The following is a 25,316-nucleotide window of genomic DNA, read 5'->3' on the forward strand; positions in this document are numbered from 1 at the left end:
CTGTTTTCCCACCGCTCACAGCGCCCGCAGGCCGTTGATCACGTCCCGCAGGATGCTCTCGTCCGGCAGTTCCGCCGGCGGCACCGGACGCGTCACGTGGACGTACTCCTCGTCCACGAGGTCGCCGACGAGCACGCGCACCACGCCGATGGGCAGATCGAGCCCCGCGGCGAGTTCGGCGACCGACTGCGGAGAGCGGCACAGCCCGACGATGTCCACGTGTTCCGGGGACAGCGTGACGTCCGCCTCCGGGTCCTCCACATGGGGCTCCGTGACGACCACCGCGATCAGGTCGAGGCGGTGCTGGGCCGCATGGCTGGTGCGGCCCCGTGTCATGGCGTACGGACGGACCACCGGTCCGGCCTCGTCGTCGAACCAGTGGCTTCGTGCCTGACCGTCTCCGCTCATGTCATCCCACTACCCGCCTCAGGGCACATCGGTGCGCGGAGCGGCGCCCAGATGCGCACCGACCCGCTTGACCAGCAGTGTCATCTCGTAGGCCACCTGGCCGACGTCGGAGTCGGCGTCCGACAGGACGGCGAGGCAGCTGCCGTCGCCGGCCGCCGTCACGAACAGGAAGGCGTCGTCGAGCTCGACGACCGTCTGGCGGACGCCGCCCGCGTCGAAGTGCCGGCCCACGCCCTTGGCGAGGCTGTGGAAGCCGGAGGCCACGGCGGCCAGGTGCTCGCTGTCCTCCCGGGTCAGGTCCTTGGACACGCCGGTGGCCAGTCCGTCCCGGGACAGGACGATGGCCTTGCGGATGCTCGCGACCCTGTCCACGAGTTCGTCGAGGAGCCAGTTCAGCTCCACCTTGTTCACCCTGTTGGTTTCGTCTGTCGCGCCTGTCCTGTCCGTCGTGGTGTGGCCGGTCGCCTTCGGTGCGGTCATCGACCGTCCCCCTTTGTCGTTCCTTGTGCTGTGCTGCCGTCCGGGGCATGGTCCCCCGCGGCGTTCTCCTCGCGGCCGCGCTGCCAGCCGCGCTGGAGCGAGGCCATCCGGCTGCGTACCTCGTCGGCGTCGCGTTCGACGGCGTCGGGGTCCGTCCCTTCGGGCCGGCCGGGGCTCCGCTTCAGTTGCGGGGCGAGACTGGCCTGCCGTGTGCGCCGGGGCAGCGGACCCGCGTCGGGTCCCGGGTCGCCGGGTGCCTCGGCCGGGTCGCGCCCCTCGCCGGCCGGCCCGCCGCCGGCGGGCGCGGACCGGACGGTGCGCCGCGGAAGGGCCGGAGCCTGCCGCGTTCCCTGGCTCGACTCCTCGGTGCTGTCGCGTTCCCCACGGCCGTCGGCCACTGCCGTGGCCGGTCCGGGCGTGGACTCGCCGCGACGGCAGGTCGGCAGCGGGGCCGCCGGTTCGCGCTCCGGGCGGCCGGGACCCGCCGGGTCCTCGGCTCCGGCCGTCTCACGGCGGGACCTCTGCTCGGTGACCGGGCGTCCATGGGAGCTGACCAGCTTGGGTGTCCGGCGCCGGGGCAGCGGGACCGCGCGCCCCGGGTTCTCCTCCTCGCCGGTCTCCTGCGGCGTGCCACGCCGGCTCGTGCTCTGCCGGTGCTCGGCGAGGCTGCGGGGCAGCGCCTCGTGCGCCGTCTGCCGTGCCGGGGAGGGGCGCGGACCGAACAGTCCGCCGTTCTCGCCGGCCTCCTCGTCGAGGACGTCCGGGAAGTCCTCGATGGCGTCCAGGTCGACGGGTGCCTCCAGCTCCACCGGCCCGTCCAGGACCGAGGCGGGCAGTCCGGGCAGTTGCACCGGTGCCTGGGCGAGAGCGGCCCTGCGGCCTCCCTCCCGGTCGGCCTTCCCGGTGGGCCGGTCGAGACGGAAGCCCATGCCGTTGGTGTCCGGGACGTCGTCCGTCAGCAGCGCGTCGGGGATGAAGACGATCGCGGTGGTGCCGCCGTACGGGGACGGCTGGAGGGAGACCCGGACGTGCTGCCGCTGGGCGAGCCGGCTGACCACGAACAACCCGAGCCGGTCGGTGTCGGAGAGCTCGAACTCGGGTGTCTCGGCGAGCCGGAGGTTGGCATCCAGCAGCGTCTCGGCGGCCATGCCGAGGCCCCGGTCGTGGATCTCCAGGGTGAAGCCGTTGGCGACGCGTTCGCCGACGACCTGGACCGCGGTGTGCGGTGGCGAGAACACCGTGGCGTTCTCGAGGAGTTCGGCCACGAGATGGGTGAGGTCGGCGACGGCGGGGCCGGTGACCGCGGTGCGCGGCAGCCGACGGACCTCGATGCGTTCGTAGTCCTCGACCTCGGCGACGGCAGCGCGCACGATGTCCATCAGCTGGACGGGCTTGCGCCACTGCCGGGACGGGGCGGCGCCGGACAGGATCACCAGGCCTTCGGCGTGCCGGCGCATACGGGTGGTGAGGTGGTCCAGCCGGAACAGGTCGGCGAGCTCGTCGGTGTCCTCGGTGCGGCGCTCCATCGCGTCGAGGAGGGTGAGCTGCTTGTGCAGCAGGACCTGGCTGCGACGGGCGAGGTTGACGAAGACCTCGGAGACGCCGGCGCGGAGTTCGGCCTGTTTGACGGCGGCCTCGACGGCGGCCCGCTGCAAGGTGTTGAGGGCCTGGCCGACCTCGCCGATCTCGTTCCTGTCGTACTCCAGGCGCGGGACCTCGGTCTCGACGTCGACCTGTTCGCCGGCCGACAGCCGGCGCATCACGCTGGGCAGCCGGACACCGGAGGCCTCGTGGGCCTCCAGGCGCAGTTGCCTGAGGTCGCGGATGAGGCCGCGGCCGACGCGCACGGACAGGACGAGCGAGACCAGCACGGCGATCAGGCCGAGGACGCCCGCGACGGCGGCCTCCAGGATGACGTCCATCGCGACCGGGCGGACACGGTCCTGGAAGCGGTCGTTCGCCTCGTCGTTGAGGGTGCCCAGCTCGTCGAGGACGTCCCCGGCGGCGGTGTCCCAGCTCTGCACGCTCACCCCCCGCGGTGTGCCGGACGTGCTGGAGACGGCGGCCTGTTCGGCGGTCCGCAGCGGTGCGGAGGAGGCGTTCTGCCAGAAGCGGTCGTAGCGGCCGCGTTCGGAGGAGGGCAGCAGGGGCAGGTCGACGCCGTACAGCAGGGAGCGCTGGGCGACCAGGTCGGAGATGCCGCGGGTCTCGTCGCGGGACAGGCGGCCGACGATCAGCGAGGAGCCGAGCAACGCGTCCTCGCGGGAGAGGAGTTCGCGGGCCTGGGCGAGACCGACCAGGGCGCGGTACTGCCTGGCCAGGTCGACGTCGTCGACGACGTGGAGGTTGGCGAGCAGGGCGTAGCAGGGGTCGATGAGCTGGTTGTAGAGGTCGAGTGCCTCGGCGCGCCCGACGGTGCGGTCCTCGACACTGCGGCGCAGCGAGTCGATGCCGTCGAAGGCGTCCATCGCGACGCTCAGGCGTCCGGCGCCGGACGGGCCGAGCGCTTCGCGGACGTCGGGGTTCTTCGCGGTCCCGCGGATCCTGGCGATGGCCTCGTCGGTGGCGCTCCTGCTGCGCCGCAGTGCGGCGAGGCCGTCGGAGGCGCGGGGGTCGGCGAGATGGACGAGGGTCTGGCGGCGTTCCTGTTGCAGGACCCGGACGGTGTCCTCGGTGGGGTAGGCGACCTCCTCCACCACGGAGGACGCGTTGAACAGTTGCGTCACCTGCCGCCCGGTGATCAGCGTGGCGAAGGCCCAGATCGCGGTGAGCGAGAGCAGCGGCACGAGCAACAGCGCCACGATCTTCCGGCGGATGGACTTCCCGCGAAAGCGCATGGCCTCCCCCAGCTCGTCCCCCAGAGGCCCGGGGGTACACATGTGCGTCAACAAACGGCGCGAGCCTACTACCGACATGCAGTCAACTCGAAGAGCTGTCCGGAGCCAGTACTTCCGTATGGGTGCCGGAGCGGGTGAGTTGTCGGGGCATTGCGGGAGATGCCGGTCTGGAAGGCCGTGATGGCGCGGGTACGGGAACGGGGCGTCCGGCCTGGTCGGTTGACCGATTTTTTTCGTCGGCCGGGAATCTTCGTGACGTCTCGTTCGTCCTTGTCCATGGGAGATGGGGGCGGAATCGGCCACAGGAGGCGCAGTGCGCGTCCGGGCCGCGTAAAACAGCGCAAGCCGGGCAGCCACTGGGGAGCCGGTTCTTCGGGCACCGGGGCGAGCGGTCTGCCGGCGGTGGGGAGGGACGCAGTGATGGGGACAGCGGAGCGGCCGGGGGCGTACGGGTCTTCGGTGCACACGGGCGGGCGGGGCGGACAGCCGTTGTGGGTCGAGGAGCCCGCGCGGCGGCGCAGGCTGCCGGATCCGGTGCGTTCGGCCGCCGTGCGGGCGGTGCTGATCGTCTCCGTGACGCTGATACAGGCCGTGGTGGCGTTCCTGTTCAGCGTGTCCGGGGCGTGGCTGGCGTTCCCGATGCTTCTGAGCAGCGTGGCCAGCACGGTGGTGGCCACCTGGGCGGCGCTCGACGTGTGGGTGACCCGCCAGGTGTGGAACCAGCGCAACGGCGTGGTGTCGGTGCCGAGCAGCACCGCGCGGGCCCTGCGGCGCGAGCGGCGCCAGGAGCGGCGGGCCGAGCGGGCGGGGAAGCGGATACACGGCCGGGGCGGCTCGGGCCAGTTGTCGCATCCGTAGGGGTACCGGCCGCCGGCGGACGGCGGCCGGGCTCGGTCGAGCCGGTCGAGTGCCCCGGCCCGGCCGGGCCGTCACGCCGGGCGCTTGAACATCCGGGTCGCCGTGATCTCGCTGTGCACCGCCTCGCCCGCGGGAGTCTGCTGCGGCAGCCCGGGCCTCAGGTGCTCCTCCACACTGATGTACTTCAGCCCTGCCCTGAGGTCGGCGTCGTTGCGCAGCCGGATCACCAGGGGGAACTCGGCGAGCGCCGTCGTGTCGAACAGGCCGGTGGTGTAGAGGAGTTGCACACCGAGGGCGTCCGAGACGGCCCGCTGGAGCTCCAGCAGATAGGTGGCGTTGGCGCGGCCGATCGGGTTGTCCAGGAAGAGCGTGCCCGCGTGGCGGTGCTTGTCGCGGCCGCGGTCGTTCGACCTCAGGGCGGCCATCGTGCAGTACAGGGCGATGGCCGCGGTGAGCAGCTGGCCGCCGGAGAACACGTCGCCCATCTGCCCGACGGGGACCCGCTCGGCGCGCAGGACGGCGTCCGGCTTGAGGATCTCCACGGCGACGCCCTTGGGCTGGAGCGCCGCGCCGACTCCGCGCAGCAGCAGGGACATGCCGTCGCGCCGCAGGTCCGAGTTCTTCTTCACGGCGGCGCGGGTCGCCTCGTCGATGACCTCGCCGAGCCGCTCGGTGAGCGTGGCCTGGTCGGGTTCGTCGAATCGGATGCGCAGGAACTCCTGCCCGGACCACTCGCCGAGCCCTTCCGGGAGGCGGGACAGGCGCTGGGCCGACCTGAGCGTGGCAAGCGCCGACTCGACCAGTCCGCGCAACCGGTCCACGATCGAGTCCCGGTTGCGTTCCAGTTGGGCCAGCTCGTCGGTGAGCACCCGGAGCCGGGGCGCGAAGGCCTCCGCCCATTTCTGGGCGTGCTCGGGCAGGGCGGAGGCGGGCAGTTCGCGGATCTGCTGCCGGGCGGGGGTGCGCACCTGTTCGTAGCGGGTGGAGTTGGCGTGCCGGACGAGGATGTCGCTAGCCTCGCGGACGGCGGCCTCGGCGGCGGACAGGTCGGCGGCGCAGCCGCGCAGTGACCTGCGGGCCTCGGCGGCCGCCTGCCGGGCGTCCTCCGGGCTTCCCGGGTACGGCTCGGGTTCCTCCTGCTCCTCGTCGCTCGTGTGCTCGCGCAGCTGGTCGCGCAGCATGCCGGCGATCTCGTCGAAACCGCCGGCCGCGTCCTCGGCGGCGCGGTGGGACTCCAGCAGCTCGGCGTGCGCCTCGCGGGCCTGGGCCAGCGCCCCGGTCCGGGAGGCGAGTTCCGCGGTGGCCGTGCGCAGCAGGGCCTGTGCGTGCTCGGCGTCGCGCGGGAGCAGGTCCTCGGGAAGTTCGGTGTGTACCTCGCCGTCCTCGGGCGCGTGCCGCTCGGCCTCGCCGCGCAGCCGGCCGAGCTGTTCGCTCGCGGAGGACATCCGGGTCTCCAGGAGCTGCACCAGCTCCTCGGCGCGGGCGGCGGCGCCCTGCCGGGACGGCCCGTCGGAGCCCTCGGGGGACTCCAGGAGTTGTTCCGCGCGGGTACGGACCTTGTTGCTGAGCCGGTCGAGTTCGGCGCGGGCGGCGCTCTCGTCGCTCTCCGCTCGGGCCTGCTCGGCGCGCAGGTCCGCGCCGACACCGACCTTCTCGTAGACCTGGGAGGCGGCGCGGTAGGCCTCGCGCAGGGCGGGCAGGGACGCCTTGGGCGCCTCCCCGTCGCTCTCCGGCACACCGTCGGGGGCGCCGGCGATCTCCGAGCGCTCGGCGCGCAGCGCCCGTGCGGTGCGGCGGGTGTCGTCGGCGGCGCGCTGAGCGGCGCGCCGGTCCTCGTCGGCGGCGCGGGCGCGTTCCAGGCAGACCTGGGCGCGGGCCTCGGACTCGGCCGCCTCGTCGGCGAGTTCGCGCAGCCGGGCCTGCCAGCCGGCTCGCTCGCGCAGCCGGAACGCGAGTCCTGCGAGGGCGTCGGCGGCCCGCCGTGCCTTCTGGGCGGCCTCCTGCCGCTCGTCGCGCTCCTGGGCGACCTCGGCGGCGGCCTCGTCGGCCTCCGCCCGCAGGCTGCGCGCCTCGGCCAGCTCGGCCTCGGCCTCCTCGGCGAACACACGCGTTTCCTGGGCGGCCTGTGCCAGCTCCAGCAGCCGGCCGGCGGGGCAGCCGGTGCGCCAGGAGGCGAGCCGCGCCGCCAGCTCCCGGTCCTTGCCGAGCCGGGCGGCCAGGGTGCGGATCTCCTCGTCCCGCTCGGTGGCCCGCGCGCGCAGCGCCTGCCGTTCCTCGTCGGCGGCGAGCTCGTCGTGCATGGCCGGGTTCGGCGGGACCAGGAACACGTCGCCCTGAGGCGCGCCGTCGGCCGGGGTGGGGGCGAGCAGGGCGGCCGCGGTGCCGACGGCCACGGTGGAGCGCGGCAGCAGGGCCGCGTCCGCGAGGGCCTCGCGGGCACGCGCGTGCGTGTCCGGGTCGGTGATGATCACGCCGTCGACCAGCTCGGGGCGCGCGGCCAGTACGCGCGCGTGGTCGGCGGGGTCGACGGCCTGGGCGAGGTAGCGCCAGCCGGGCAGCGCGGGGATGCCGTGCTCGCCGAGGAACTCCACCGTGGCCAGTACGTCCGGGCCGGGCGGCAGCAGCCCGCCGTCACCGAGCGCGCCGAGGATCCGGGAGTCGGCGGCGGCGGCGGTGCGCAGTTCGAACAGGTGCCGCTCCGCGGACGAGACGGCGCCGTCGAGCAGTTCGCGCAGCTCGTCGGCGAAGCGGTCCAGGTCCTCGGGGGTGAGCGTGCCCTCGGCCCCGGCCTGGTCCGCCTCCGCGGCACCCGACCGTCCCGGGGTGCCGTACGGCGCCCCTCCGGTGCGGTGGGCCGCCTCGGCACCCCACGCGGTGGCGCCCGTGGCGTCCGGTCCGGTCCGGGGCGCCGGCACTCCTGCCCGCGCGGGCCCGGTCGCGCCCGGCAGGCTCAGCAGTTCCGCGAGCCGCCCCTCGGCCGCCAGCGCCTCGGCGGTGCGGCGTTCGGTCTCGTAGGCGCGCTGGGCCGCCGTCGCCGCGTCGGCCGCGCGGGCCGCGGTGAGCTCCGCGCGGGATTCGGCCGAGGCGGCCTCGCGCGCTTGTTCCGTGGCCTTCCGAGCAGTCTCGCGGACCTGGTCCCAGGCGGCGACCGCCGTCTTCTCCGCGTCGCTGGCGGCCAGGGCCGCACGAGCCGGATCGGCGTCGGGCGCGCTGTCGTCCAACCAGCCCGCGCGGACCGCCTCGGCGGTCTCCTGCTCGACCTCGGCGAGGCGCTGGCGCAGATGCCCGGCCTCGCTACGGGCGCGCTGCGCCTCGGTCGCGGCGGCCGTCTGGTCCCGGTAGGCGGACTCGCCGACCTCCTGGAGCCGCGCGGACCGCTCCTCTTCCTCGTTGGCGACGGTCTCGGCGCTCTCGGCGGCCGTGTGCAGGGCCCGTACGAGATCCGTGGCGGCCTTGGCGCGCGCGGCCAGGGCCGGGGCCGCGTCCCGTTCGGCCTCCTGGATCGCGGCGGAGACACGGGCCACGCGGTCGGCGGCGGCGCGGTGGCGCAGCACGGCCTCGGCGGCCTGCCACGCCGCGTACAGGGTGCGCGCGTCGGCGAGTTCCCGCTTCTGCGCGGCCGCTGACTTCTCGGCGGCGGCGAGGGCCAGTGAGGCGTGCCGGTAGGCGAGTTCGGCGGCGATCAGCGCGCTGCGCTCGCGGGCGCCCTCGGAGTGCGTGACGCCGTAGGCGGCGGCCGTGACGCGCTGGGCGAGGTCGGCGGCCCGGACCCGCTCCCGTACGGCCCGGGCGGACAGCCGCCGTGCCAGCGTCCGGGTGCGCCGCTCGGCCGCGGCGTGGATGTCACGCGCGCGAGTGCGGGACTCGGCGGCCTCGACGATCCGGCCGAGGAGGTCGACCGAGCCGGCGGTGAAGTCCCGCTCGGCGATCAGCTCGGCGCGCCGGCCCAGCTTGTTGCCGAACCCGCTGACCAGGTCGGCGAGCCCGTCGGTGTCGCGGGTGTCGGTGACGGCACGCAGCAGCAGGTCGGTGAAGTCGGAGTCCTTCTTCACCGCGAACAGGCCGGCCGCCTCGCCCTCGTCGGCGTTCATCTCCCGCTGGTAGCGGAAGAGTTCGGGGTCGAGGCCGAGGTCGCCCAGGTGCTCGGTCCAGCGCTCGTGGATCTCCTCGAAATGCACCTCGAGGTACGGGTAGGTCTTGGCCGCCTCGGTGATGGCGTCCCGGAAGCCCTTCATGGTGCGGCGGCGGCCCCGAGCGCCCGACTGGCCCTCGGCGGACGGCCGTACGGACGTGGCCTCGGCGACGGGGAGGTTGTCCAGGGTGAGTCCGGGTCCGGGCCGGAAGGAGTACCAGGCCTCGGCGAACTTCCGTGGGTCGTTGGATACTTGGCGCCCGCGCCACTCGCTGACCTTGCCGACGACCACGCACTCGCCGGTCTGCACGTGCTGCCACTCCAGCGCCACGTGCCCGCAGTCGTCGGCGAGCAGGAACTTGCGCAGCACGCCGGAGCTGGCGCCACCAAGGGTGTTGCGGTGGCCGGGCAGCATCACCGAGAAGATCAGCTTGAGCAGCACGGACTTGCCGCCGCCGTTCTCCAGGAACAGCACGCCGGCGGGGGCGGGCCGGCGCGGCGGGCCGACCGGCTCCGCCTCGAAGAACTCCGCCTGGATGGGCGCGGGGTCGGGCACCGGCTCGCCCACGCCCCGCAGGTCAAGCACGGTGTCGGCGTAGCGCGCACCGGCGGGCCCGATGGAGTAGAGGCGGACCCGGGACAACTCGTACATGGCGGACTCTCGTCAGTCTTCTTGCAGTTGGGGGGTGGCGGAGTTCTTGCGGACGGGGGGCGGCGGGAGGCAGCAGGGCCTCAGGAGTGGAACGGCAGCCCGGCGTCGGCCACCAGGTCCAGGTCGTCGCCGTCCTCGGCGGGCAGCAGGCTCGGTGCGCCGCCGGCCATCGGGACAATGCCCAGTTCGAGGAGTTCGGCCAGGGCGGCACTGCCCGCCATGTCGCGCACCTGAAGCTGGTAGCGGGCCGTAGTGCGGTACGTGCCGCCGCTCTCGTCGCCGGTGCGCTGGAGGAACCCGGAGTCGGTCAGGAACGCCAGGGCCTTGGCCACGATGCCCGTGGTGGAGGCGGCCGGCCGGCGTGCGTCCTTGGTGGCCCCGGTCGCGCTGCGTCTGGCCCAGATCCGCCAGGCGGCCTCGAGGCCCGGCGCGTCCGTGGCCGGGTCGGTGTTCTCGCCCCGCTCCTCGGCGCGCTCCTCCAGGCGGCGGCAGGCCTGGCGGACGAAGGCGTCCACGCCGTTGACGGTGACGCGCCCGATGTAGCCGTCGTCGGCGAGGTCCTCGGGGCGCGGGAACGCCAGGGCGGCCACCGCGAGGTGGGCCAGTCCGTGCAGGAAGCGGTCGCCGGAGTCGGCGGCGGTACGGCGCGCGTAGTCGCCCATGCGGACGGCGAACACCGAGTCCTCGGCGGCGGTGACCGCCATCCCGGCGCGCGGGGACACCTCAAGGACGACCAGCCCGAGTCCGGCGGCCACGGCGTCCGCGAGCCGTGCGAACGCCGGGTCCTCGCGGTGGCGGCGCAGCAGGTCGGCGTACTCCTGGTCGCGGGCGGGCTGAAGCTTGGGCTGGAGCCCGAAGGCGACGAGCCGGGCCGCGTCGGCGGCGTCGGCGGGTGTGACGGCGACCGCCGTGGGCGCGCCTGCGGCTTCCGGCTCACTCCGGTCGACGTGCTCGGTCACGGTTGGGGCTCCTTGCTGGGGTGTCGCTCGTGCGTACGGTTGCCGGCGGGGCTCACGCCGCCTCCGTCCGGTCGGCCGCCATGCCCGCCGCGTCCAGCAGTGCCGTGCCGACGACGAGGTCGGCGCCGCCGAACTCCTGATCGTCCAGTTCGGTCCCGTCGTCCACGGCGAACAGCAGCTTCTCCTCGCCCTGCCGGTAAGCGGTGCCGACCGGGGGGCTGGCCGCGTGGACGGCCAGCAGGGCGACCAGGTACGGCAGGTCGGGGTCCTTGTCGCGGGCCTCGGTGAGCAGGCCCGACAGCCGTCGCGGCGCGTCGGCCGGCAGGTCCAGCAGCTCCATGGCGGCCGCGAGCTGCTCCTCGCTGAACCGGCTGTCGTCCGGGGTGGCGATCAGGTCGGGCTCGGGCATCTCGGCGCCCAGGTGCTCCCGCTCGACGGGCGGCGTCAGCAGGATGTCCACGAGGTCGGCGACACGGACGGACGCCGGCGTGCGCAGCCCGGTCCCGCGCGCGAAGAAGGCGTCCGTGACCCGGATCGCCTGCTCCAGCGGCAGCGGGAGGGTGGGGGCGAGCAGGTGGCCGTAGAGGTCGGTCCCGGAGGTGGTCAGGGGGGTGGCGAAGGCCTGCCGGTCCTGCTCGGCGCGGAACAGGGGCCCGGCCTCCAGCAGCCGGGACTGTAGTTGGGTGTGCCTGCGGATGCAGTCCTTGACGATGTCGACCAGCTCGGCGGCGCGTCGCTTGTGCTCGGGGTCCTCCGACTCGTCGCGCGCCTTGCGGATGTTGGTCAGGATCGCGTTCTCGTGCCGGTAGCGGTCGGCGACGTGGTCCAGGGCCTCGGCGATCATGTCGGGGACGGCGCTGAGCCAGTCCACCGCCCGGACGTTGCGCCGGGTCGCCTCCAGGGCCCTGCGCAGGGTCTCCGAGTACTGCACGGTCCGGTAGCGGGCCTGTTCGGCGGCGAGTTGGGCGTCCGCGAGGCGGCCGCGGCTGATGAGCACCTCCAGCTTGACCTCGGCGGCGATCTGGGCGCTGGTGACGTCGGTGTCGAGGGCGCCGACGAGGACGTTGACCGCCTCGTCCGTCGTGCGCAGGTAGACGCTGCCGCCGGGGCCGGGGACCTCCTCGATCAGCTTGAAGTCGTAGTCGCGGCGCACATACGTGCCGTCCGGCCCGAAGGTGCCGTACACCGCACGGAAGCCGCGGTCGACGCTGCCGACGTTGATCAGGTTCTCCAGGACCCAGCGGGCCACGCGCTCGTGCTCGCCGGCCGGGCGCCGCGGGGCCTGCGCGGCGACGCGCGGGACGAGCCGGGCCACGACCTGGTCGTGGTCGGCGCCGGTGTCGAAGTCCATGTTGAGGGTGACGAGGTCGATGGCGGCGAGCGCGACCTCCGCCATGCCGTACACCGAGTACTCGCCGGCGAGGTTGGCCTTGCGGGCGTCCAGGTCGTGCAGCGGCGCGGTGCAGGCGAGCGCGCGCAGCCGCCGCGCCAGCCCCTCGTCGGCGGCCGGCCCCTGGGCAGGGCGCGGCCCCGCGCTGAGCTGGGGCGGAACGCTGTCCGTCGATGCAGGCGAAGTCACGGTGCACAGATTAGGTCCTCGGTCCGACAACGACCCAAACGGCACGGACGCGGCCGGCGCGGTACGTCGTCCCGCCCGCCCTCGCACAGGGCACGGAGGATCCGCCGGTCGCGGGTGAGGTAGGGCCCGTCAGTCACCGCGGGTCGTACGCTACGTGGTCGGCGGGGCACGGTTCGGGGGCCGTTGAAGGCGCCGCGCGGTCCCTGCTGAGACGGGGCTGTTGAAGGCGCCGCGCGGTCCCTGCTGAGACGGGGCAGGAGCCATGGCGCACGGCACCCAGGCCGGCCAGTACGGGTGCTCCGGCTCGAATTCCCACCTTGTTCAGGCGGCTTCCCCGCTCGGGTTGCTTCCGACTCGGGCCGCTCCGGGATCCGGCCGGCGCCGGACTCGGGCCACTTCGGACTCAGGCCGCTTCTGGACTCGGGCCGCTACGGGCTCAGGCCACTTCCGGCTTGGACCGGGTCCAAGCTCAGGCCGCTCCGGACTCCGGCCGTCCCAAGCCCCAGCCACTCCCGGCTCAAGCCACCTCCGGCTCCGCTCCCTCCGGCGCGGACAGCGCGGCCAGGGCCGCCGATACCGATGCCGACGAGCGCAGGTCGAGGCGGGTGCTCGTGCCGCGGGCGTGGTGGCGGAGTTCGTCGGCGGCCAGGGTGAGCAGCTGCGGCAGCAGGTCGGTGCAGCGGCGGGCCACCCAGGCGGTGCCCGCCGTGGCCAGCCACCACAGGCTCGCCGACCTGGTGGGCGCGGGGAACTCCGGCTCGGGCGAGGGCGCGGGCCCGCTCGCCACGCCCGTCTCCGCGAGCAACGCGTGGAAGCGGACAGCGAGTTGACGGTGCCCGCGCTCCCCCGGGTGCAGCCGGTCCGCACTCCACATCGCGCGGTCGGTCAGCCACTGGCCCGCGTCGGCGTGCAGGTGCACGGCGCCGTACCGCTCCGACAGGGCGTGGACCACCGTGTTGACCGCCCGCTGCCGCCGGGCCAGCGGGCGGGCCAGCGCGCCGGGCAGTCCGAGCATCGCGCCGGGGTCGGGCAGACAGGCCGTCAGCAGGACCGCGCCCCGGCCGGTGAAGGCCGCGAAGACCCGGTCGAGCCGGGCGGCCACCGCGTGGATGTCGAAGGTGCGGCGCAGGGTGTCGTTGACGCCGACGACGACCGACACGACATCCGGGCGCAGCTCCAGCCCGGCCGGGGTCTGCCGCTCCAGGACGTCGCGGGTCTGCGCCCCGCTGACCGCGAGGTTGGTGAACTCCACGGCCGAGGGCTTCTCGGCGAGGCCGCCGGCGAGCAGAGCCGCCCAGCCGCGCCATCCGTCGCCCGTGGGATCGCCGACGCCCTCGGTCAGCGAATCGCCGAGGGCGACGAAGCGCAGGGATCTCATGCCACGCCCTCCGGCAACGGGCGTCGCACGGGAGCCGGTACGTCGTGCGCGGCGAGGAACGCCTCCACGGAGGCGGTCCACCCGAAGCACTCCGCACGCGCGCGTGCCGCCTCGCGCCGCTCCCGCTCCGGGCGTGCCAGCAGGCCCTCCACGGCGTCGGCGAACGCCTCGCCGTGATCCGCCGCGCTGTCACCGGCGGCACCGATCACCTCCGGCAGGGCGGAGGAGGCGCTGGCCACCACGGGGGTACCGCAGGCCATCGCCTCCAGCGCGGCGAGCCCGAAGGTCTCGGCTGGCCCGGGTGCCAGGCACACGTCGGCGGAGGCCTGGAGCGCGGCGAGCCGGTCGCGGTCGCGGACATGCCCGAGGAACGTCACTGGCAGCGCCCGCTCACGGGCCCGCTGCTCCAGCCGCGTCCGCAGCGGACCGTCCCCGGCCACCACCAGCACCGCCCGCCGTCCGCGCCGCAGCAGCGCCTCCAGCGCGTCCAGCGCGTTGCCGGGCCGCTTCTCCACGGACAGCCGGGAGCACATCACCAGCAGCGCCTCGTGGTCGCGCGCGTGCTGGGCGCGCAGAGCCGCCTCCCGCAGCGCGGGGTGCCGTTCCACCAGGTCGACACCCAGGGGCGCGCGCACGACGTTGCGCGCGCCGACCCGCACGAACTCGCGCTCGGCGAACTCGGTGGTGCACACGACGCGCGCGTAGGTGTGCGCGGTACGGACGTTGAGGGCGTCGGCGGCGCGCTGGGACAGGTTCTGCGGCAAGCCCCAGGTGCGCAGCACGCCGTCGGCGGTCTCGTGGGACACCATCACGGCCGGGACCCGGGCCCGCCGGGCCCACTTGCCGGTCCACCGCAGCGTCGTGCGGTCGGAGACCTCCAGGCGGTCCGGTGCGAGCTCCTCCAGGAGGGCGGCCACCCGCCGCTTGTCGGTGAGGACGCGGTAGCCGCCGGTGCCGGGCAGCAACGGCCCGGGCAGGGTGATCACGCGGCCCTGTTCGGTCTCCTCGTCGGTGTGGCGGTCACCCGGGATGACCAGCACCGGTTCGTGGCCGGCCGCCTTGTAGCCCTTGCCGAGTTCGCGCAGGGCGGTGCGCAGTCCGCCGGAGGCGGGGGCGACGAAGTTCGCGAGCCGCACGAGGGTGAGCGGCGCGGTGGTCATGCCGCCACCGCCGTCCGGCGCGCGGCGAGCACGCCCTCGTAGTGGGCGATGAGCTGGTCGCCGACCGCCGCCCAGGTGCGCTCCTGGACCGCGGAGCGGCCGGCCGCCGCGAACGACGCCCGCAGTGCCGGGTCGGCGGCCAGCGCCCACACGGCGTCGCGTACGGCGGCCGCGTCGCGCGGCGGGACGAGCAGCCCGGTGCGACCGTGGGCGACCAGGTCGAGCGGGCCGCCCGCGGCGGGCGCGACGACGGGCACCCCGGAGGCCATGGCCTCCTGCACGGTCTGGCAGAACGTCTCGAAGGGGCCGGTGTGCACGAAGACGTCCAGCGAGGCGAAGATCCGCGCGAGGTCGTCGCCCGTGCGACGGCCCAGGAAGACCGCGCCCGGCAGGGCCTCGGTCAGCTGGGCGCGGCTGGGCCCGTCGCCCACCACCACGACCCGTACGCCGTTCAGGCCGCAGACGCCGGAGAGCAGTTCGACCTGCTTCTCGGGGGCGAGCCGGCCGACGTAACCGACGATCAGCTCGCCGTTCGGGGCGAGTTCGCGACGCAGTGCCTCATCGCGGTGCTCGGGGCGGAAGCGGACGGTGTCCACGCCGCGGCCCCACAGCCTGACCCGGGGCACGCCGTGCGCCTCCAGGTCCTGCTGGGCGGCGCTGGAGGGGGCGAGGGTGAGGTCGGCGGCGGCGTGGACGGAGCGGATGCGCCGCCAGGCCGCCGCCTCGCCGGCGCCCATGTAGGTGCGGGCGTAGCCGGCGAGGTCGGTCTGGTAGACGGCGACGGCGGGGATGCCGAGCCGGGTGGCGGCCGCCATGCCGCGGACGCCGAGGACGAAGGGGCCGGCCAGGTGGACGAGGTCGGCGCGGTGCTCGGTGAGCGCCGTCGCGACGCGCCTGCTGGGCAGGGCGACGCGGACCTGGGGGTAGCCCGGGAGCGGAAGGGAGGGGACGCGGACGACGGGGCACGGCGCGGGGGCGTCGGGCCCGGTCGAGGCGGCGGTGGCGGGAGCCACGACGAGGGGGGCGTGACCGCGATCGACGAGGTGCCGGGCGGTCTGGAACGCGCAGTGGGCCACGCCGTTCACATCGGGGGGAAAGGATTCGGTCACGATGACGACACGCATACCGGTGTTGTCGCCGTGCCGGACGTGCCCGCGTCAACGTGGATCTTTCCGGACGAGGAACGTCCCATGAGCGTTGGGCTCTGCGGCCGGACCGGACGGCCCCCGGCCACGCGCCCCTGGCCCCCGGGTCACCGGACGTTCACCCGGTGGGCGTGTCCGGTCCGATCCGGCTCCGCACAGCGGTCTGGACCTCGTCCTCCTCGGCCGGGTCGGCGGCGAGTCGGCGCAGTCGCTCGACGACGCGCGTGTCGCCGGTCTCGGCATGCCGGGCGGCGATCTCGCGGGTGGTCTCCTCGCAGTCCCACAGGCATTCGACGGCGAATCCGGCGGGGAAGGAGGGGTCGGTGGCGGCCAGGGCCCGGGCGGCCCGGCCGCGCAGATGGGAGGAGGCGGTCTCGCGGTAGACGTGGCGCAGCACGGGCGCGGCGCAGGTGATGCCCAGCCGGCCGGCGCCGTCGACCAGCGTCCACAGGGTGGGTGCGTCGGGGCCTTCGCCCCGGACCGCCTCCCGCAGGGCGGCGAGAACGAGGTCGCGGTCCCGGACCGCGCCACGGCAGGCGAGCACACGTCCGGCGGCGGCGCCCAGCGGGTCGGGGCGGTGGACCCAGCCACGTGCCCGGTCGACGGCGGCGGCCCCGCGCATGCGTTCGAACGCGTCGACGGCGGCCTCCACCACGAAAACCGAGCCGTCGGACACCGCGGCCTCGATCAGGTCCAGGGCGTCGGCGTCGTCGCCGTCGGCGAGGTAGCGCAGGGCGGTACAGCGGGCCGCGTCGGTACCGGCGCGGGCGGCGCGGAGGATCTCGGGCCGGTCCTCGGGCCCGGCGACGGCGGTGAGACAGCGGGCGGCCGGGACATGGCGGGGCGCGCCGCGTTCGGCGCCCTGCTGGGCCCACTCGAACACCGCCTGCACGCTCCACCCGGGCCGGGGTCCGGTGGGGCGCATCTGCCGTTGCCAGAGGTCGAAGCTGCCGGCCTCGTGCGCGGCACGCACGCGGGTGGCGACCGACTCGCGCGGGTCGTCGGCCCACAGCCGCCACGGCCGGGGCTCGAAGGCGTCGCGCACCGCGGCGGCCAGCTCGGCCTCGCCCTCGGCGTCGGTGGCGAAGCGCGCGAGAACCGGAGCGGCGAGGGCGCGCAGCCCCGCGTCGTCGTCCCTGAGCGCCAGTTCGTCCAGGGCCCAGGCCCAGTTGGCGCCCGTGGCTGCGTACCTGCGCAGGAGGGCGAGCGCGTCCCGCCTGCCGTAGGAGGCGAGGTGCCCGAGCACGGCGAGGGCGAGTCCGGTGCGTGACTCGTCGGTGTCGAGGGCGTCCTCGGGGTCGAAGAGGTGCTCCTCGATCCGGTCCAGTTCGCCGTCGAGGTCGAGGAAGAGCCGGGCGTAGTACAGGGAGCGGTTCTCCACCTGCCAGTCGTGGCGTGGGTCGAGCAGCACGCAGTGGTTCAGTGCCGCCAGCGCTTCGGCGCGGGGGGCGGTGAGCGCGTGCAGCGTGCCGTCGCCGCGGCCCCGCTGGAGCAGGCCGAGCAGCGTACCGCTGGGCGCTATGACCGGATCGAACATGGGAAACAGCCTCACATCAAGCGTCGACGCAACCGGGGAACTCGTACTACCTGGCCGCGCGACAACACGTCGGGGCGCCCGCCGTCCGCTGCTTGCTGTAGACCATCTTCCTCTGCCTCTCGTCCGTGGCCCATACGGCCGGATCACGGCCCGCGCGGTGCGGCAACACCTGCCCAGCCATCGCGTCCGTGAATCACGACGTCATGATGACCCGGCGTCCGCGCTGCCGCGACCGAAATATCCGGCGGCCCTGTACCGCCTCCCCCGTTATTTGTGTCGTTCCTGGCCAGAAGGGCCGAAGCGGCTTCTTTCGGCCCGGGGATCAGCTCTCGCCGAACATCTCCAGCAGCTCCGTCCTGCCGAACATCCGGGCCGTGTCAACGGCCGAGGGGGTGCCGGCGGAGGGGTCCGCGCCGCCCTCCAGGAGGGCCTTGATCACTTCCTGCTCGCCCTTGAAGACCGCTCCGGCGAGGGGGGTCTGGCCCCGGTCGTTGACGCGGTCGGCGTCGGCGCCTCGGGCCAGCAGCGCGCGGACGGCGGCTGCGTGGCCGTGGTATGCGGCGAGCATCACCAGGGAGTCGCCGCGGTCGTTGGTGAGGTCGGCCGGGACGCCCGCGTCGACGTACGCCACGAGTGCCTCGGTCCGCCCCTGCCGGGCCAGATCGAAGATCTTGGTCGCCAGCTCCACGACCTCGGGGTCGGGGGCTTCGCTCATCGGCCGGACCGCCTCTCACTACGACTACTGGGGACTGCGGGAGCGTACGACAGCGAGCGGGGCGGTCGTACGCGAGCCGGTACGGCGGCGAGCGGTGACGCCGTACGGGTGAATCGCCAGCGTACTGGCTTCGGCGGCACATGTCGGGCACCGCTCGAGGCAAAGATCACCACAGCGCCCGGTGAGCGCAGCAGACGTGCCCGGCGGGCGCGGAGCAGCTCCGCCCACCGGGGGAAATCTACTTAATTTCACCCAGTTGCAGCTTTTGTCCTATAGATACATTCTGTGAGCCTGGAAGAACTCATGGTGACTGTCCCCGTGAACCAGGAGAGAGACAATGATCCTCAACATCTCGGGCGTTGTGCTGCTCGGCAGCGTCGTCTTCCTGTTCTGCCGCAACCACGGGCTGAAGAGCTCGCACGCGACGATCTGCGGGCTCTTCGGCTTCTACCTGTCGAGCACCGGCGTGGCCCCGAGCATCAAGGCCGGGGGCGCAAGCGTCGCGAGCCTCTTGGGCGGGCTCAATTTCTGATTCCGCCCCCCTCCGCACGCACCCCTGGAGCAAGAAGTGGCCCGGCGCCCTCTCCCTCGCATCCTGAGCAACGGCAGCGCGCAGATCTCCCGCGGCCGGGAGCTGGCCCGGACGGCGGCGGGCGGCGCCACCGACGTCCTCCACCCGCTGATCACGATCTCGCGCGGTCTGGGCCGACTGGCCGGGGCCGGGCGGCGCAAGTGGACGGAGACACCGAAGGACCGGCGGGGACCGCTCCTCTTCCTGGTCGCCTCGGTGATCCTGGTCGTGGCCCTGGTGCCGTACGGGCCGCTGCTCGCCTGCATCGTCCTCATGGCGGCGGCGGGCTGGCGGGGCCGCGACCGCACCCCGCCGCAGCCCGAGGGCCCCGACGAGTCGCGCATCCAGCGCCTGGCCTCCCTGTACGAGGCCCTGGTCCCCTACTTCTCGGCGGCCGAGGACCCGGCACCGCTGTACGCGCACGGGGGCGAGTGGGAGAAGGCGTTCCCCACTTTCGAGTTCGACGACTCGGGACGCGTGCGCCACCTGCTGATCCGCTACCCCGCGTACTTCACCGACGGCGAGACCGAGTCCCGCGCGCGGATCGAGCACCTGCTCACCGTCAAGGCGGGCCGCGGCCGCGAGTACCTCTTCTCCTGGGACGAGGAGGGCAACCAGCTCACCGTCACCGCGCTCGCCCCGCTGCCCACGGACATCGCCGCGCAGCGCTTCGTCACGGCGCCCGGCGAGACCGTGCTCGGTTTCACCGACCCCACCGAGGTCCAGCGCACGCTCCCCCTCGGCTACGGCGAGGAGCAGCGCGACGTACCGCCGGTCGTCTGGCGCACGGGTCTGCGCTCCACCGAGCCGCACCTGCTGGCCCTGGGCCAGGCCGGCAGCGGCACCTCGACGTTGCTGCGCTCCATCGCGCTCCAGGCCCTCCAGCACGGCGACGTGCTGATCGTCGACGGCGGCGGCACCGGCGAGTTCGCCTGCCTGAGCGGCCGGGACGGGGTTCTCGCGGTCGAGTGCGGGCTGGCGGGGGTGCTGGCGAGCCTGGAGTGGGCGGCCACCGAGACCGAGCGCAGGCTGATCGCCGTCAACCGCGCGCGGCAGGCGGGCCATCCGCCTCCGGAGGACACCAAGCGGCCGCTGTGGCTGCTGCTCGACCGGCCGACCGCGTTCACGCACCTGGCCGCCACGGACGGCCGCAAGGACCCGCAGGCGCTGCTCCAGATGCCGCTGCGGCACGGACGGGCGGTCAGTGTGGCCGTCGTCGTGGCCGAGCAGTTCGACAGCGCGGAGGCGCTGAGCGACGCGGTACGGCAGCACACACGCGCGCGCGTGGTCCTCGGGCCGGCGACGGCGGAGCAGCTCAAGGCGGTGCTGGGAGCGCCGCCGCACACGACGCCGCTGCCCGTCGTCCCGGCCGGACGCGGGTACGCCCGGCTGGGGACGAAGCCGGTCCACCGGCTCCAGGTGCCGGTCACACCCGACCCCTACGACGACGCGACGAGCGACGCGCACCGGCAGGCCGTGCTCGGCCTTCTGCCGCCGAAGACCACGCCCGCCGACGGGGAGCGGGTACCGGAGCCCACGGAGGCGGTGCCGGAAGCGATCGCGGAGCCCACGGAGGCGGTGACGGAAGCGATCGCGGAGCCCTCGTGAGCACCTTCGCCGGAGCCCCCGTGAGCCGCGAAGCCGCAAGCGGAGGCGGGGCACGCCGCCCCGAGCCGGCCCACCGGGCCCCGGGCAGCGCTCAGGCGACGAAGGTGCGAGGGGACTCGCCCCCGCCCGAGCCCCCCGCCTCCACCAGCCGGGCCGCCGCCGCCAGCCGCGTCGCCGCCTCTTCCGCCACCGCGCCCGCGACCGTGAACGGCAGGCGGACATAGCCCTCGAAGGCGCCGTCGACGCCGAAGCGCGGACCGGAGGGGACACGGACGCCGACCCGCTCGCCGGCCTCGGCGATGCGGGAGCCCGACAGGCCGCCGGTGCGCACCCACAGCGTGAGGCCGCCGGCGGGGACCTCGAACTCCCAGCCGGGCAGCTCGCGCCGGACCGCCGCGACCAGGGCGTCCCGGTGGTCGCGGGCCTGGTCCCGCCGGACCGCCACGGCCTCCTCCCACCCTCCGGTGCTGAACAGCCAGTTCACGGCCAGTTGCTCCAGCACGGGGGTGCCCAGGTCGGCGTAGGCCCGCGCGGCGACCAGGCTGCGGATCACGTCGGGGGCGGCCCGCACCCAGCCGATACGCATCCCGGCCCAGAAGGCCTTGCTGGCCGAGCCGACGGTGATCACCGTGGATCCGGCCGGGTCGAAGGCGCACACCCGCCGCGGCATCGCGAGCCCCGGCTCCAGGTGCAGCTCGCTCATCGTCTCGTCGACGACGAGCACCGTCCCCGCCGAGCGGGCCGCCTCCACCAGCCTCCGCCGCTGCTCCTCGTCGGCGAGCGCGCCGGTCGGGTTGTGGAAGTCGGCGACGACGTAGGCGATCCGGGGCGCGGCCTCGCGCAGCACCTGGCGCCAGCGGTCCAGGTCCCACCCGGTCAGCCCCTCGGCCATGGCCACGGGCACGAGCCGGGCGCCCGCCTCCCGCATCAGCTGGAGGATGTTCGCGTAGGACGGCGACTCCACGGCGATGCGCTCGCCGCGGCCGCCGAAGAGGTGGCAGATGGCGTCGATGGCGCCCATGGCGCCGGTCGTCACCATGATCTGCTCGGGCATGGTGGGGATCCCGCGCGTGGTGTACCGCTCGGCGATCATCGAACGGAGCGCCGGCAGCCCGGCGGGATAGTCGCCGTGGGTGTGGGCGTAGGGCGGCAGTTCCTCCAGCGCGCCCTGCACGGCGCGGGTGAGCCACGGCTCCGGCGCCGGCAGGGCCGCGGTGCCCAGGTCGATCATCGAGCCCAGCGCCTCCGGCGGCAGGGGCTCCAGTCCGCGCGCGGGCAGCGGATTCCCGGCCGGCACGGCGGTCCAGCTGCCCGCGCCGCGCCGGGACTCCAGGAAGCCCTCGGTGCGCAGGGCCTCGTACGCGGCGGCGACCGTGGTGCGGCTGACGGAGAGGGACAGGGCGAGTTCGCGCTCGGCGGGCAGCCGGGCGGCCACCGGGACACGGCCTTCGAGCACCAGCAGCCGGATACCGTCGGCAAGCGCGCGGTAGGCAGGCAGGCGGCGTGAGCCCGGGCCCGCCGGGCGGTCCTGCTGGGACTTGAGCAGCCGAGCGAGCTGCGCGGCGCCCACCGCAGAGGTCCACTGCGTCATGACGACCAGTCCACCTTCATCGAATTGGCCATGGATGGATATTCTCCCCACGCCACAGAGTGTCATCCACCAGGCCACTTCCACCACCAGGGGGGACAACTTTGTCCACACCGGCCCGCCTCGGGCGACGACTGATCCAGCTCTACGTCGGCCTCGCGCTGTACGGCGCCAGCTCCGCGCTCCTCGTCCGGGCGGGCCTGGGCCTGGAGCCATGGAACGTGCTGCACCAGGGACTGTCCGAACTGACGGGCCTGACGATCGGCGTGGTGTCGATCGTCATCGGCGCGGTGGTGCTGCTCCTGTGGGTCCCGCTGCGCCAGCGTCCCGGCCTGGGCACGGTCTCCAACGTCTTCGTCGTCGGCCTCGCCCTGGACGGCACCCTCGCCCTGATGCCCGACGCCCGCACACTGGCCGTCCGGGTTCCGCTGCTCCTGGCGGGCATCGTGCTCAACGGAGTGGCCACCGGCCTCTACATCGCCGCCCGCTTCGGGCCAGGCCCGCGCGACGGACTGATGACGGGCCTGCACCAGCGCACCGGCCGCTCGATCCGCCTGATGCGGACGGCCGTGGAGGTGGCGGTCGTGGTCACCGGCTTCGCCCTCGGCGGCACGATCGGCGTCGGCACGGTGCTGTACGCGGTGTCCATCGGCCCGCTGGCCCAGCTCTTCCTACGTGTGTTCGCCGTTCCGGCGCCGCCCGGAGACAAGCCCGTTGCCGCCGGGACACCCGAGCGAGCGATACTGCGTCCGTGACCACGCCCGTACGCCACCCGTACCTCGACCACCCGGGGCCCATTCCGTTCGCGCACCGCGGCGGGGCGGCCGACGGGCTGGAGAACACCGTGGCACAGTTCCGGCACGCGACCGGACTCGGCTACCGCTACATGGAGACCGACGTGCACGCCACGGCGGACGGCCGGCTCGTCGCCTTCCACGACGCGACCCTGGACCGGGTGACCGACGGCGCGGGCCGGATCGCGGACCTGCCGTGGGAGGACGTGCGCCGGGCGCGCGTGGCGGGCCGGGAACCGGTGCCGCTCTTCGCGGAGCTGCTGGAGAGCTTCCCCGAGGTCCGCTGGAACGTCGACGTCAAGGCGGAGCCCGCCCTGCGCCCCCTGCTGGACCTGATCGAGCGGACGAACGCCTGGGATCGCGTCTGCGTCGGCTCGTTCTCCGAGGCGCGCGTGGTCCGGGCGCAGCGCCTGGCCGGGCCCCGCCTCGCGACCTCGTACGGCACCCGAGGGGTACTGGCTCTGCGGCTGCGCTCCTGGGGTCTGCCTGCGGCGCCGCGCCGGTCCGCGGTGGCCGCGCAGGTGCCCGTCTCCCAGTACGGCGTCCCGGTGGTCGACCGGCGATTCGTGCGCACCGCCCACGCGCGCGGGCTGCACGTGCACGTGTGGACGATCAACGAACCCGCGCTGATGCACCGGCTCCTGGACCTCGGTGTCGATGGCATCATGACCGATCACATCGACACGTTGCGCAAGGTCATGGAGGACCGGGGCGTCTGGGCCTGAGGCCCAACGCACCCCCGCCCGCCTTCGCGGACCGTCGGCAACCGGGGAACCAGCGGGGAAGCGAGGGCACGGGTGGGCAGTGACACCGTGCGGGCAGGTCAGACCGGCGACGAGGCCGCCGGTCGGCGCCGCGAGCAGCGCGGCTGGTACTTCTACGACTGGGCGTGCTCCGTCTACTCCACGAGCGTGCTCACCGTCTTCCTCGGCCCCTACCTCACGGCGGTCGCCGAGTCGGCGGCGGACGCGGACGGGTTCGTGCACCCGCTGGGCATCCCGGTGCGGGCGGGGTCGTTCTTCGCGTACTGCGTCTCGGCGTCCGTCATCGTGGCGATCGTGCTGATGCCGCTCGCCGGCGCGGCGGCCGACCGCACCGGCCGCAAGAAGCCGCTCCTCGCGGCCGCCGCCTATGTGGGCGCCGGCGCCACCACGGGCCTGTTCTTCCTGGACGGCCACCGCTATCTGCTCGGCGGCCTGCTGCTGGTGGTCGCCAACGCGTCGGTGGCCGTCTCGATGGTCCTCTACAACTCCTATCTGCCGCAGATCGCCCCGCCCGAGGAGCGCGACGCGGTCTCCTCGCGCGGCTGGGCCTTCGGCTACGCGGCCGGCTCACTGGTGCTGGTGGCGAACCTCGTCCTGTTCACCGCCCACGACTCCTTCGGCGTCTCCGAGTCGACGGCCGTGCGCATCTGCCTGGCCTCGGCCGGTCTGTGGTGGGGCCTCTTCACACTCGTCCCGCTGAAGCGGCTGCGCGACCGCCGCACCACCCCCGCCGCGGCGGGGGTCCACGGTTGGCGCCAACTCGCCTCCACCATCCGGGACATGCGGGGCAAACCGCTCACCCTGTCCTTCCTGCTCGCCTACCTCGTCTACAACGACGGCATCCAGACGGTGATCTCGCAGGCCTCGGTGTACGGCTCCCGGGAGCTGGGCCTGAGCCAGTCGACGCTCATCACGGCGGTGCTGATGGTGCAGGTGCTGGCGGTGGCGGGGGCGCTCGGCATGGGTCGGCTGGCCCGCCGGTACGGGGCCAAGCGCACGATCCTCGGCTCGCTCGCCGCGTGGGCGGTGATCCTGGCGGCCGGGTACTTCCTGCCGGCCGGGGCGCCGATATGGTTCTTCGTGCTGGCGGCCGGGATCGGGCTGGTCCTCGGCGGGAGCCAGGCGCTGTCCCGGTCGCTGTTCTCGCACCTGGTCCCGCCCGGCAAGGAGGCCGAGTACTTCTCGGCGTACGAGATGAGCGACCGGGGCATGAGCTGGCTTGGCCCACTGCTGTTCGGGATCACCTACCAGCTGACCGGCAGCTACCGGGACGCGATCATCTCGCTGGTGGCGTTCTTCGCGATCGGGTTCGTGCTGCTCGCCCGGGTTCCGGTGCGCCGTGCGATCAGCGACGCGGGCAACCCCGTTCCGGATCGGATTTAGCACTCAAGGCGAAAGGGCGGTAGTGTACGCGTTTGGCCTGCCAGGCGTACCGTTACTGCGCGTCAAAGATGCCGAAACGCTGGGTGACATCTCCTAACGGATGTGACAAACCGGGCGCCGGTGGGTACTGCACTGGTTGACAAGGCTGCGGCTACGACGGCGACGCATGACCCGGAACGGGACATCGGAACGGGAATCTTTACCGCCGACCGGACGTTGACCGGATGACGACGACAGCGACACCTGTCCTGTGGGCGACAAGCCCGGGAGGCACGATTCATGAGTGAGCGAGCTCTTCGCGGCACGCGCCTCGTGGTGACCAGCTACGAGACCGACCGCGGTATCGACCTGGCTCCGCGCCAGGCCGTGGAGTACGCATGCGAGAAGGGGCATCGTTTCGAGATGCCCTTCTCGGTCGAGGCGGAGATCCCGCCGGAGTGGGAGTGCAAGGTCTGTGGGGCCCAGGCACTCCTGGTGGATGGTGACGGGCCGGAGGAGAAGAAGGCGAAGCCGGCGCGTACGCACTGGGACATGCTGATGGAGCGGCGTACCCGCGAGGAGCTCGAAGAGGTCCTCGAGGAGCGTCTCGCCGTGCTGCGGTCCGGCGCGATGAACATCGCCGTCCATCCCCGGGACAGCCGCAAGAGCGCGTAGTCCCGCCGGGGGCCGGGCCGGTTCACAGCGCACGCCACGCACGCCGAACATGGCAGCGGGCGCCGGGGGGGGACGGTCGGGCCCCCCGGGCCGGGTGGGTGGAGGGGGGCCGAG

The 25,316-nt window shown here is 74.0% G+C and carries 19 protein-coding genes; 7 read left to right on the forward strand and 12 right to left on the reverse strand.

Annotation, left to right across the window (positions count from 1 at the left end; genetic code table 11):
- Window positions 1-15: 15 nt before the first annotated feature.
- The 3 genes from ACWEK3_RS35980 to ACWEK3_RS35990 are packed head-to-tail and all read right to left on the reverse strand — an operon-like array spanning window position 16 to window position 3,725.
- On the reverse strand, window positions 16-408 hold the full coding sequence (locus ACWEK3_RS35980) for a DUF742 domain-containing protein (RefSeq protein ID WP_450541940.1): 393 nt from the start codon (window positions 406-408) through the stop codon (window positions 16-18).
- A gap of 18 nt (window positions 409-426) precedes the next feature.
- A complete protein-coding gene (locus ACWEK3_RS35985) occupies window positions 427-888 on the reverse strand; it encodes a roadblock/LC7 domain-containing protein (RefSeq protein ID WP_450541942.1) in 462 nt (153 codons plus the stop codon).
- Window positions 885-3,725, reverse strand: a complete 2,841-nt coding sequence (locus ACWEK3_RS35990; RefSeq protein ID WP_453251619.1) for a nitrate- and nitrite sensing domain-containing protein — start codon at window positions 3,723-3,725, stop codon at window positions 885-887. Before ACWEK3_RS35990 ends, ACWEK3_RS35985 begins: the two co-directional genes overlap by 4 nt.
- Before the next feature lie 276 nt (window positions 3,726-4,001).
- Between ACWEK3_RS35990 and ACWEK3_RS35995 the strand changes: the two genes are divergently transcribed.
- On the forward strand, window positions 4,002-4,583 hold the full coding sequence (locus ACWEK3_RS35995; protein ID WP_450542007.1) for a hypothetical protein: 582 nt from the start codon (window positions 4,002-4,004) through the stop codon (window positions 4,581-4,583).
- A gap of 71 nt (window positions 4,584-4,654) precedes the next feature.
- Here the strand turns inward: ACWEK3_RS35995 and ACWEK3_RS36000 are convergent, their stop codons facing one another.
- The 8 genes from ACWEK3_RS36000 to ACWEK3_RS36035 form a co-directional block, all read right to left on the reverse strand.
- The gene (locus tag ACWEK3_RS36000) at window positions 4,655-9,367 is read right to left on the reverse strand and encodes a hypothetical protein (RefSeq protein ID WP_453251620.1); all 4,713 of its coding nucleotides are present in this window, start codon (window positions 9,365-9,367) and stop codon (window positions 4,655-4,657) included.
- Window positions 9,368-9,447: 80 nt separating this feature from the next.
- Window positions 9,448-10,326 (reverse strand): hypothetical protein, encoded by an 879-nt coding sequence (locus tag ACWEK3_RS36005; protein ID WP_384431828.1) that lies wholly within the window; start codon window positions 10,324-10,326, stop codon window positions 9,448-9,450.
- Between the two features lie 52 nt (window positions 10,327-10,378).
- Window positions 10,379-11,905, reverse strand: a complete 1,527-nt coding sequence (locus ACWEK3_RS36010; RefSeq protein ID WP_453251621.1) for a hypothetical protein — start codon at window positions 11,903-11,905, stop codon at window positions 10,379-10,381.
- 517 nt (window positions 11,906-12,422) lie between these two features.
- Window positions 12,423-13,283, reverse strand: coding sequence for an SGNH/GDSL hydrolase family protein (locus ACWEK3_RS36015; protein WP_450541949.1), 861 nt, complete (start codon window positions 13,281-13,283; stop codon window positions 12,423-12,425).
- A complete protein-coding gene (locus ACWEK3_RS36020; protein WP_453251622.1) occupies window positions 13,280-14,443 on the reverse strand; it encodes a glycosyltransferase in 1,164 nt (387 codons plus the stop codon). The genes ACWEK3_RS36015 and ACWEK3_RS36020 overlap by 4 nt, the downstream gene beginning before the upstream one ends.
- Complete coding sequence (locus ACWEK3_RS36025) at window positions 14,440-15,567, reverse strand: glycosyltransferase family 4 protein (RefSeq protein ID WP_450541953.1); 1,128 nt, start codon at window positions 15,565-15,567, stop codon at window positions 14,440-14,442. Before ACWEK3_RS36025 ends, ACWEK3_RS36020 begins: the two co-directional genes overlap by 4 nt.
- Window positions 15,568-15,706: 139 nt before the next feature.
- Window positions 15,707-17,125 carry a HEAT repeat domain-containing protein gene (locus ACWEK3_RS36030; protein WP_450541955.1) on the reverse strand — a complete coding sequence of 473 codons (1,419 nt, stop codon included), beginning with the start codon at window positions 17,123-17,125 and terminating at the stop codon, window positions 15,707-15,709.
- Window positions 17,126-17,447: 322 nt separating this feature from the next.
- On the reverse strand, window positions 17,448-17,840 hold the full coding sequence (locus ACWEK3_RS36035) for an ankyrin repeat domain-containing protein (protein WP_225075996.1): 393 nt from the start codon (window positions 17,838-17,840) through the stop codon (window positions 17,448-17,450).
- Between the two features lie 337 nt (window positions 17,841-18,177).
- On the opposite strand from ACWEK3_RS36035, the gene ACWEK3_RS36040 reads away from it, so the two are divergent.
- Together ACWEK3_RS36040 and ACWEK3_RS36045 are read left to right on the forward strand one after the other, a co-directional pair.
- Window positions 18,178-18,372 carry a hypothetical protein gene (locus ACWEK3_RS36040; RefSeq protein ID WP_361417201.1) on the forward strand — a complete coding sequence of 65 codons (195 nt, stop codon included), beginning with the start codon at window positions 18,178-18,180 and terminating at the stop codon, window positions 18,370-18,372.
- Between the two features lie 36 nt (window positions 18,373-18,408).
- Entirely contained in the window at window positions 18,409-20,019 is a 1,611-nt protein-coding gene (locus ACWEK3_RS36045) for a hypothetical protein (protein WP_453251623.1), read from the forward strand.
- Between the two features lie 91 nt (window positions 20,020-20,110).
- Here ACWEK3_RS36045 and ACWEK3_RS36050 read toward each other — a convergent pair whose 3' ends face one another.
- A complete protein-coding gene (locus ACWEK3_RS36050) occupies window positions 20,111-21,610 on the reverse strand; it encodes an SCO1417 family MocR-like transcription factor (protein WP_450541958.1) in 1,500 nt (499 codons plus the stop codon).
- Window positions 21,611-21,711: 101 nt separating this feature from the next.
- Here ACWEK3_RS36050 and yczE point away from each other — a divergent pair, with 101 nt between their 5' ends.
- The 4 genes from yczE to ACWEK3_RS36070 all read left to right on the forward strand — a co-directional run bounded on the left by yczE (window position 21,712) and on the right by ACWEK3_RS36070 (window position 25,202).
- Window positions 21,712-22,362 carry a membrane protein YczE gene (gene yczE, locus ACWEK3_RS36055; RefSeq protein ID WP_453251624.1) on the forward strand — a complete coding sequence of 217 codons (651 nt, stop codon included), beginning with the start codon at window positions 21,712-21,714 and terminating at the stop codon, window positions 22,360-22,362.
- Window positions 22,359-23,126: a glycerophosphodiester phosphodiesterase gene (locus ACWEK3_RS36060; RefSeq protein ID WP_450541962.1), complete on the forward strand. Its 768-nt coding sequence runs from the start codon at window positions 22,359-22,361 to the stop codon at window positions 23,124-23,126. The genes yczE and ACWEK3_RS36060 overlap by 4 nt, the downstream gene beginning before the upstream one ends.
- A gap of 72 nt (window positions 23,127-23,198) precedes the next feature.
- Window positions 23,199-24,548 carry an MFS transporter gene (locus ACWEK3_RS36065; protein WP_453251625.1) on the forward strand — a complete coding sequence of 450 codons (1,350 nt, stop codon included), beginning with the start codon at window positions 23,199-23,201 and terminating at the stop codon, window positions 24,546-24,548.
- Between the two features lie 279 nt (window positions 24,549-24,827).
- Window positions 24,828-25,202, forward strand: coding sequence for an RNA polymerase-binding protein RbpA (locus tag ACWEK3_RS36070; protein ID WP_003977404.1), 375 nt, complete (start codon window positions 24,828-24,830; stop codon window positions 25,200-25,202).
- The last annotated feature ends 114 nt before the right edge of the window (window positions 25,203-25,316 follow it).

The organism is Streptomyces sp. NPDC004721, assembly GCF_053601495.1.

Bases quoted from the DNA above. Each gene is read 5' to 3' on its own strand.
- ACWEK3_RS35980 (WP_450541940.1), bottom strand. From the start codon at position 408: ATGAGCGGAGACGGTCAGGCACGAAGCCACTGGTTCGACGACGAGGCC.
- ACWEK3_RS35985 (WP_450541942.1), bottom strand. From the start codon at position 888: ATGACCGCACCGAAGGCGACCGGCCACACCACGACGGACAGGACAGGC.
- ACWEK3_RS35990 (WP_453251619.1), bottom strand. From the start codon at position 3,725: ATGCGCTTTCGCGGGAAGTCCATCCGCCGGAAGATCGTGGCGCTGTTG.
- ACWEK3_RS35995 (WP_450542007.1), top strand. From the start codon at position 4,002: ATGGGAGATGGGGGCGGAATCGGCCACAGGAGGCGCAGTGCGCGTCCG.
- ACWEK3_RS36000 (WP_453251620.1), bottom strand. From the start codon at position 9,367: ATGTACGAGTTGTCCCGGGTCCGCCTCTACTCCATCGGGCCCGCCGGT.
- ACWEK3_RS36015 (WP_450541949.1), bottom strand. From the start codon at position 13,283: ATGAGATCCCTGCGCTTCGTCGCCCTCGGCGATTCGCTGACCGAGGGC.
- ACWEK3_RS36020 (WP_453251622.1), bottom strand. From the start codon at position 14,443: ATGACCACCGCGCCGCTCACCCTCGTGCGGCTCGCGAACTTCGTCGCC.
- ACWEK3_RS36025 (WP_450541953.1), bottom strand. From the start codon at position 15,567: ATGCGTGTCGTCATCGTGACCGAATCCTTTCCCCCCGATGTGAACGGC.
- ACWEK3_RS36030 (WP_450541955.1), bottom strand. From the start codon at position 17,125: ATGTTCGATCCGGTCATAGCGCCCAGCGGTACGCTGCTCGGCCTGCTC.
- ACWEK3_RS36035 (WP_225075996.1), bottom strand. From the start codon at position 17,840: ATGAGCGAAGCCCCCGACCCCGAGGTCGTGGAGCTGGCGACCAAGATC.
- ACWEK3_RS36040 (WP_361417201.1), top strand. From the start codon at position 18,178: ATGATCCTCAACATCTCGGGCGTTGTGCTGCTCGGCAGCGTCGTCTTC.
- ACWEK3_RS36050 (WP_450541958.1), bottom strand. From the start codon at position 21,610: ATGACGCAGTGGACCTCTGCGGTGGGCGCCGCGCAGCTCGCTCGGCTG.
- ACWEK3_RS36070 (WP_003977404.1), top strand. From the start codon at position 24,828: ATGAGTGAGCGAGCTCTTCGCGGCACGCGCCTCGTGGTGACCAGCTAC.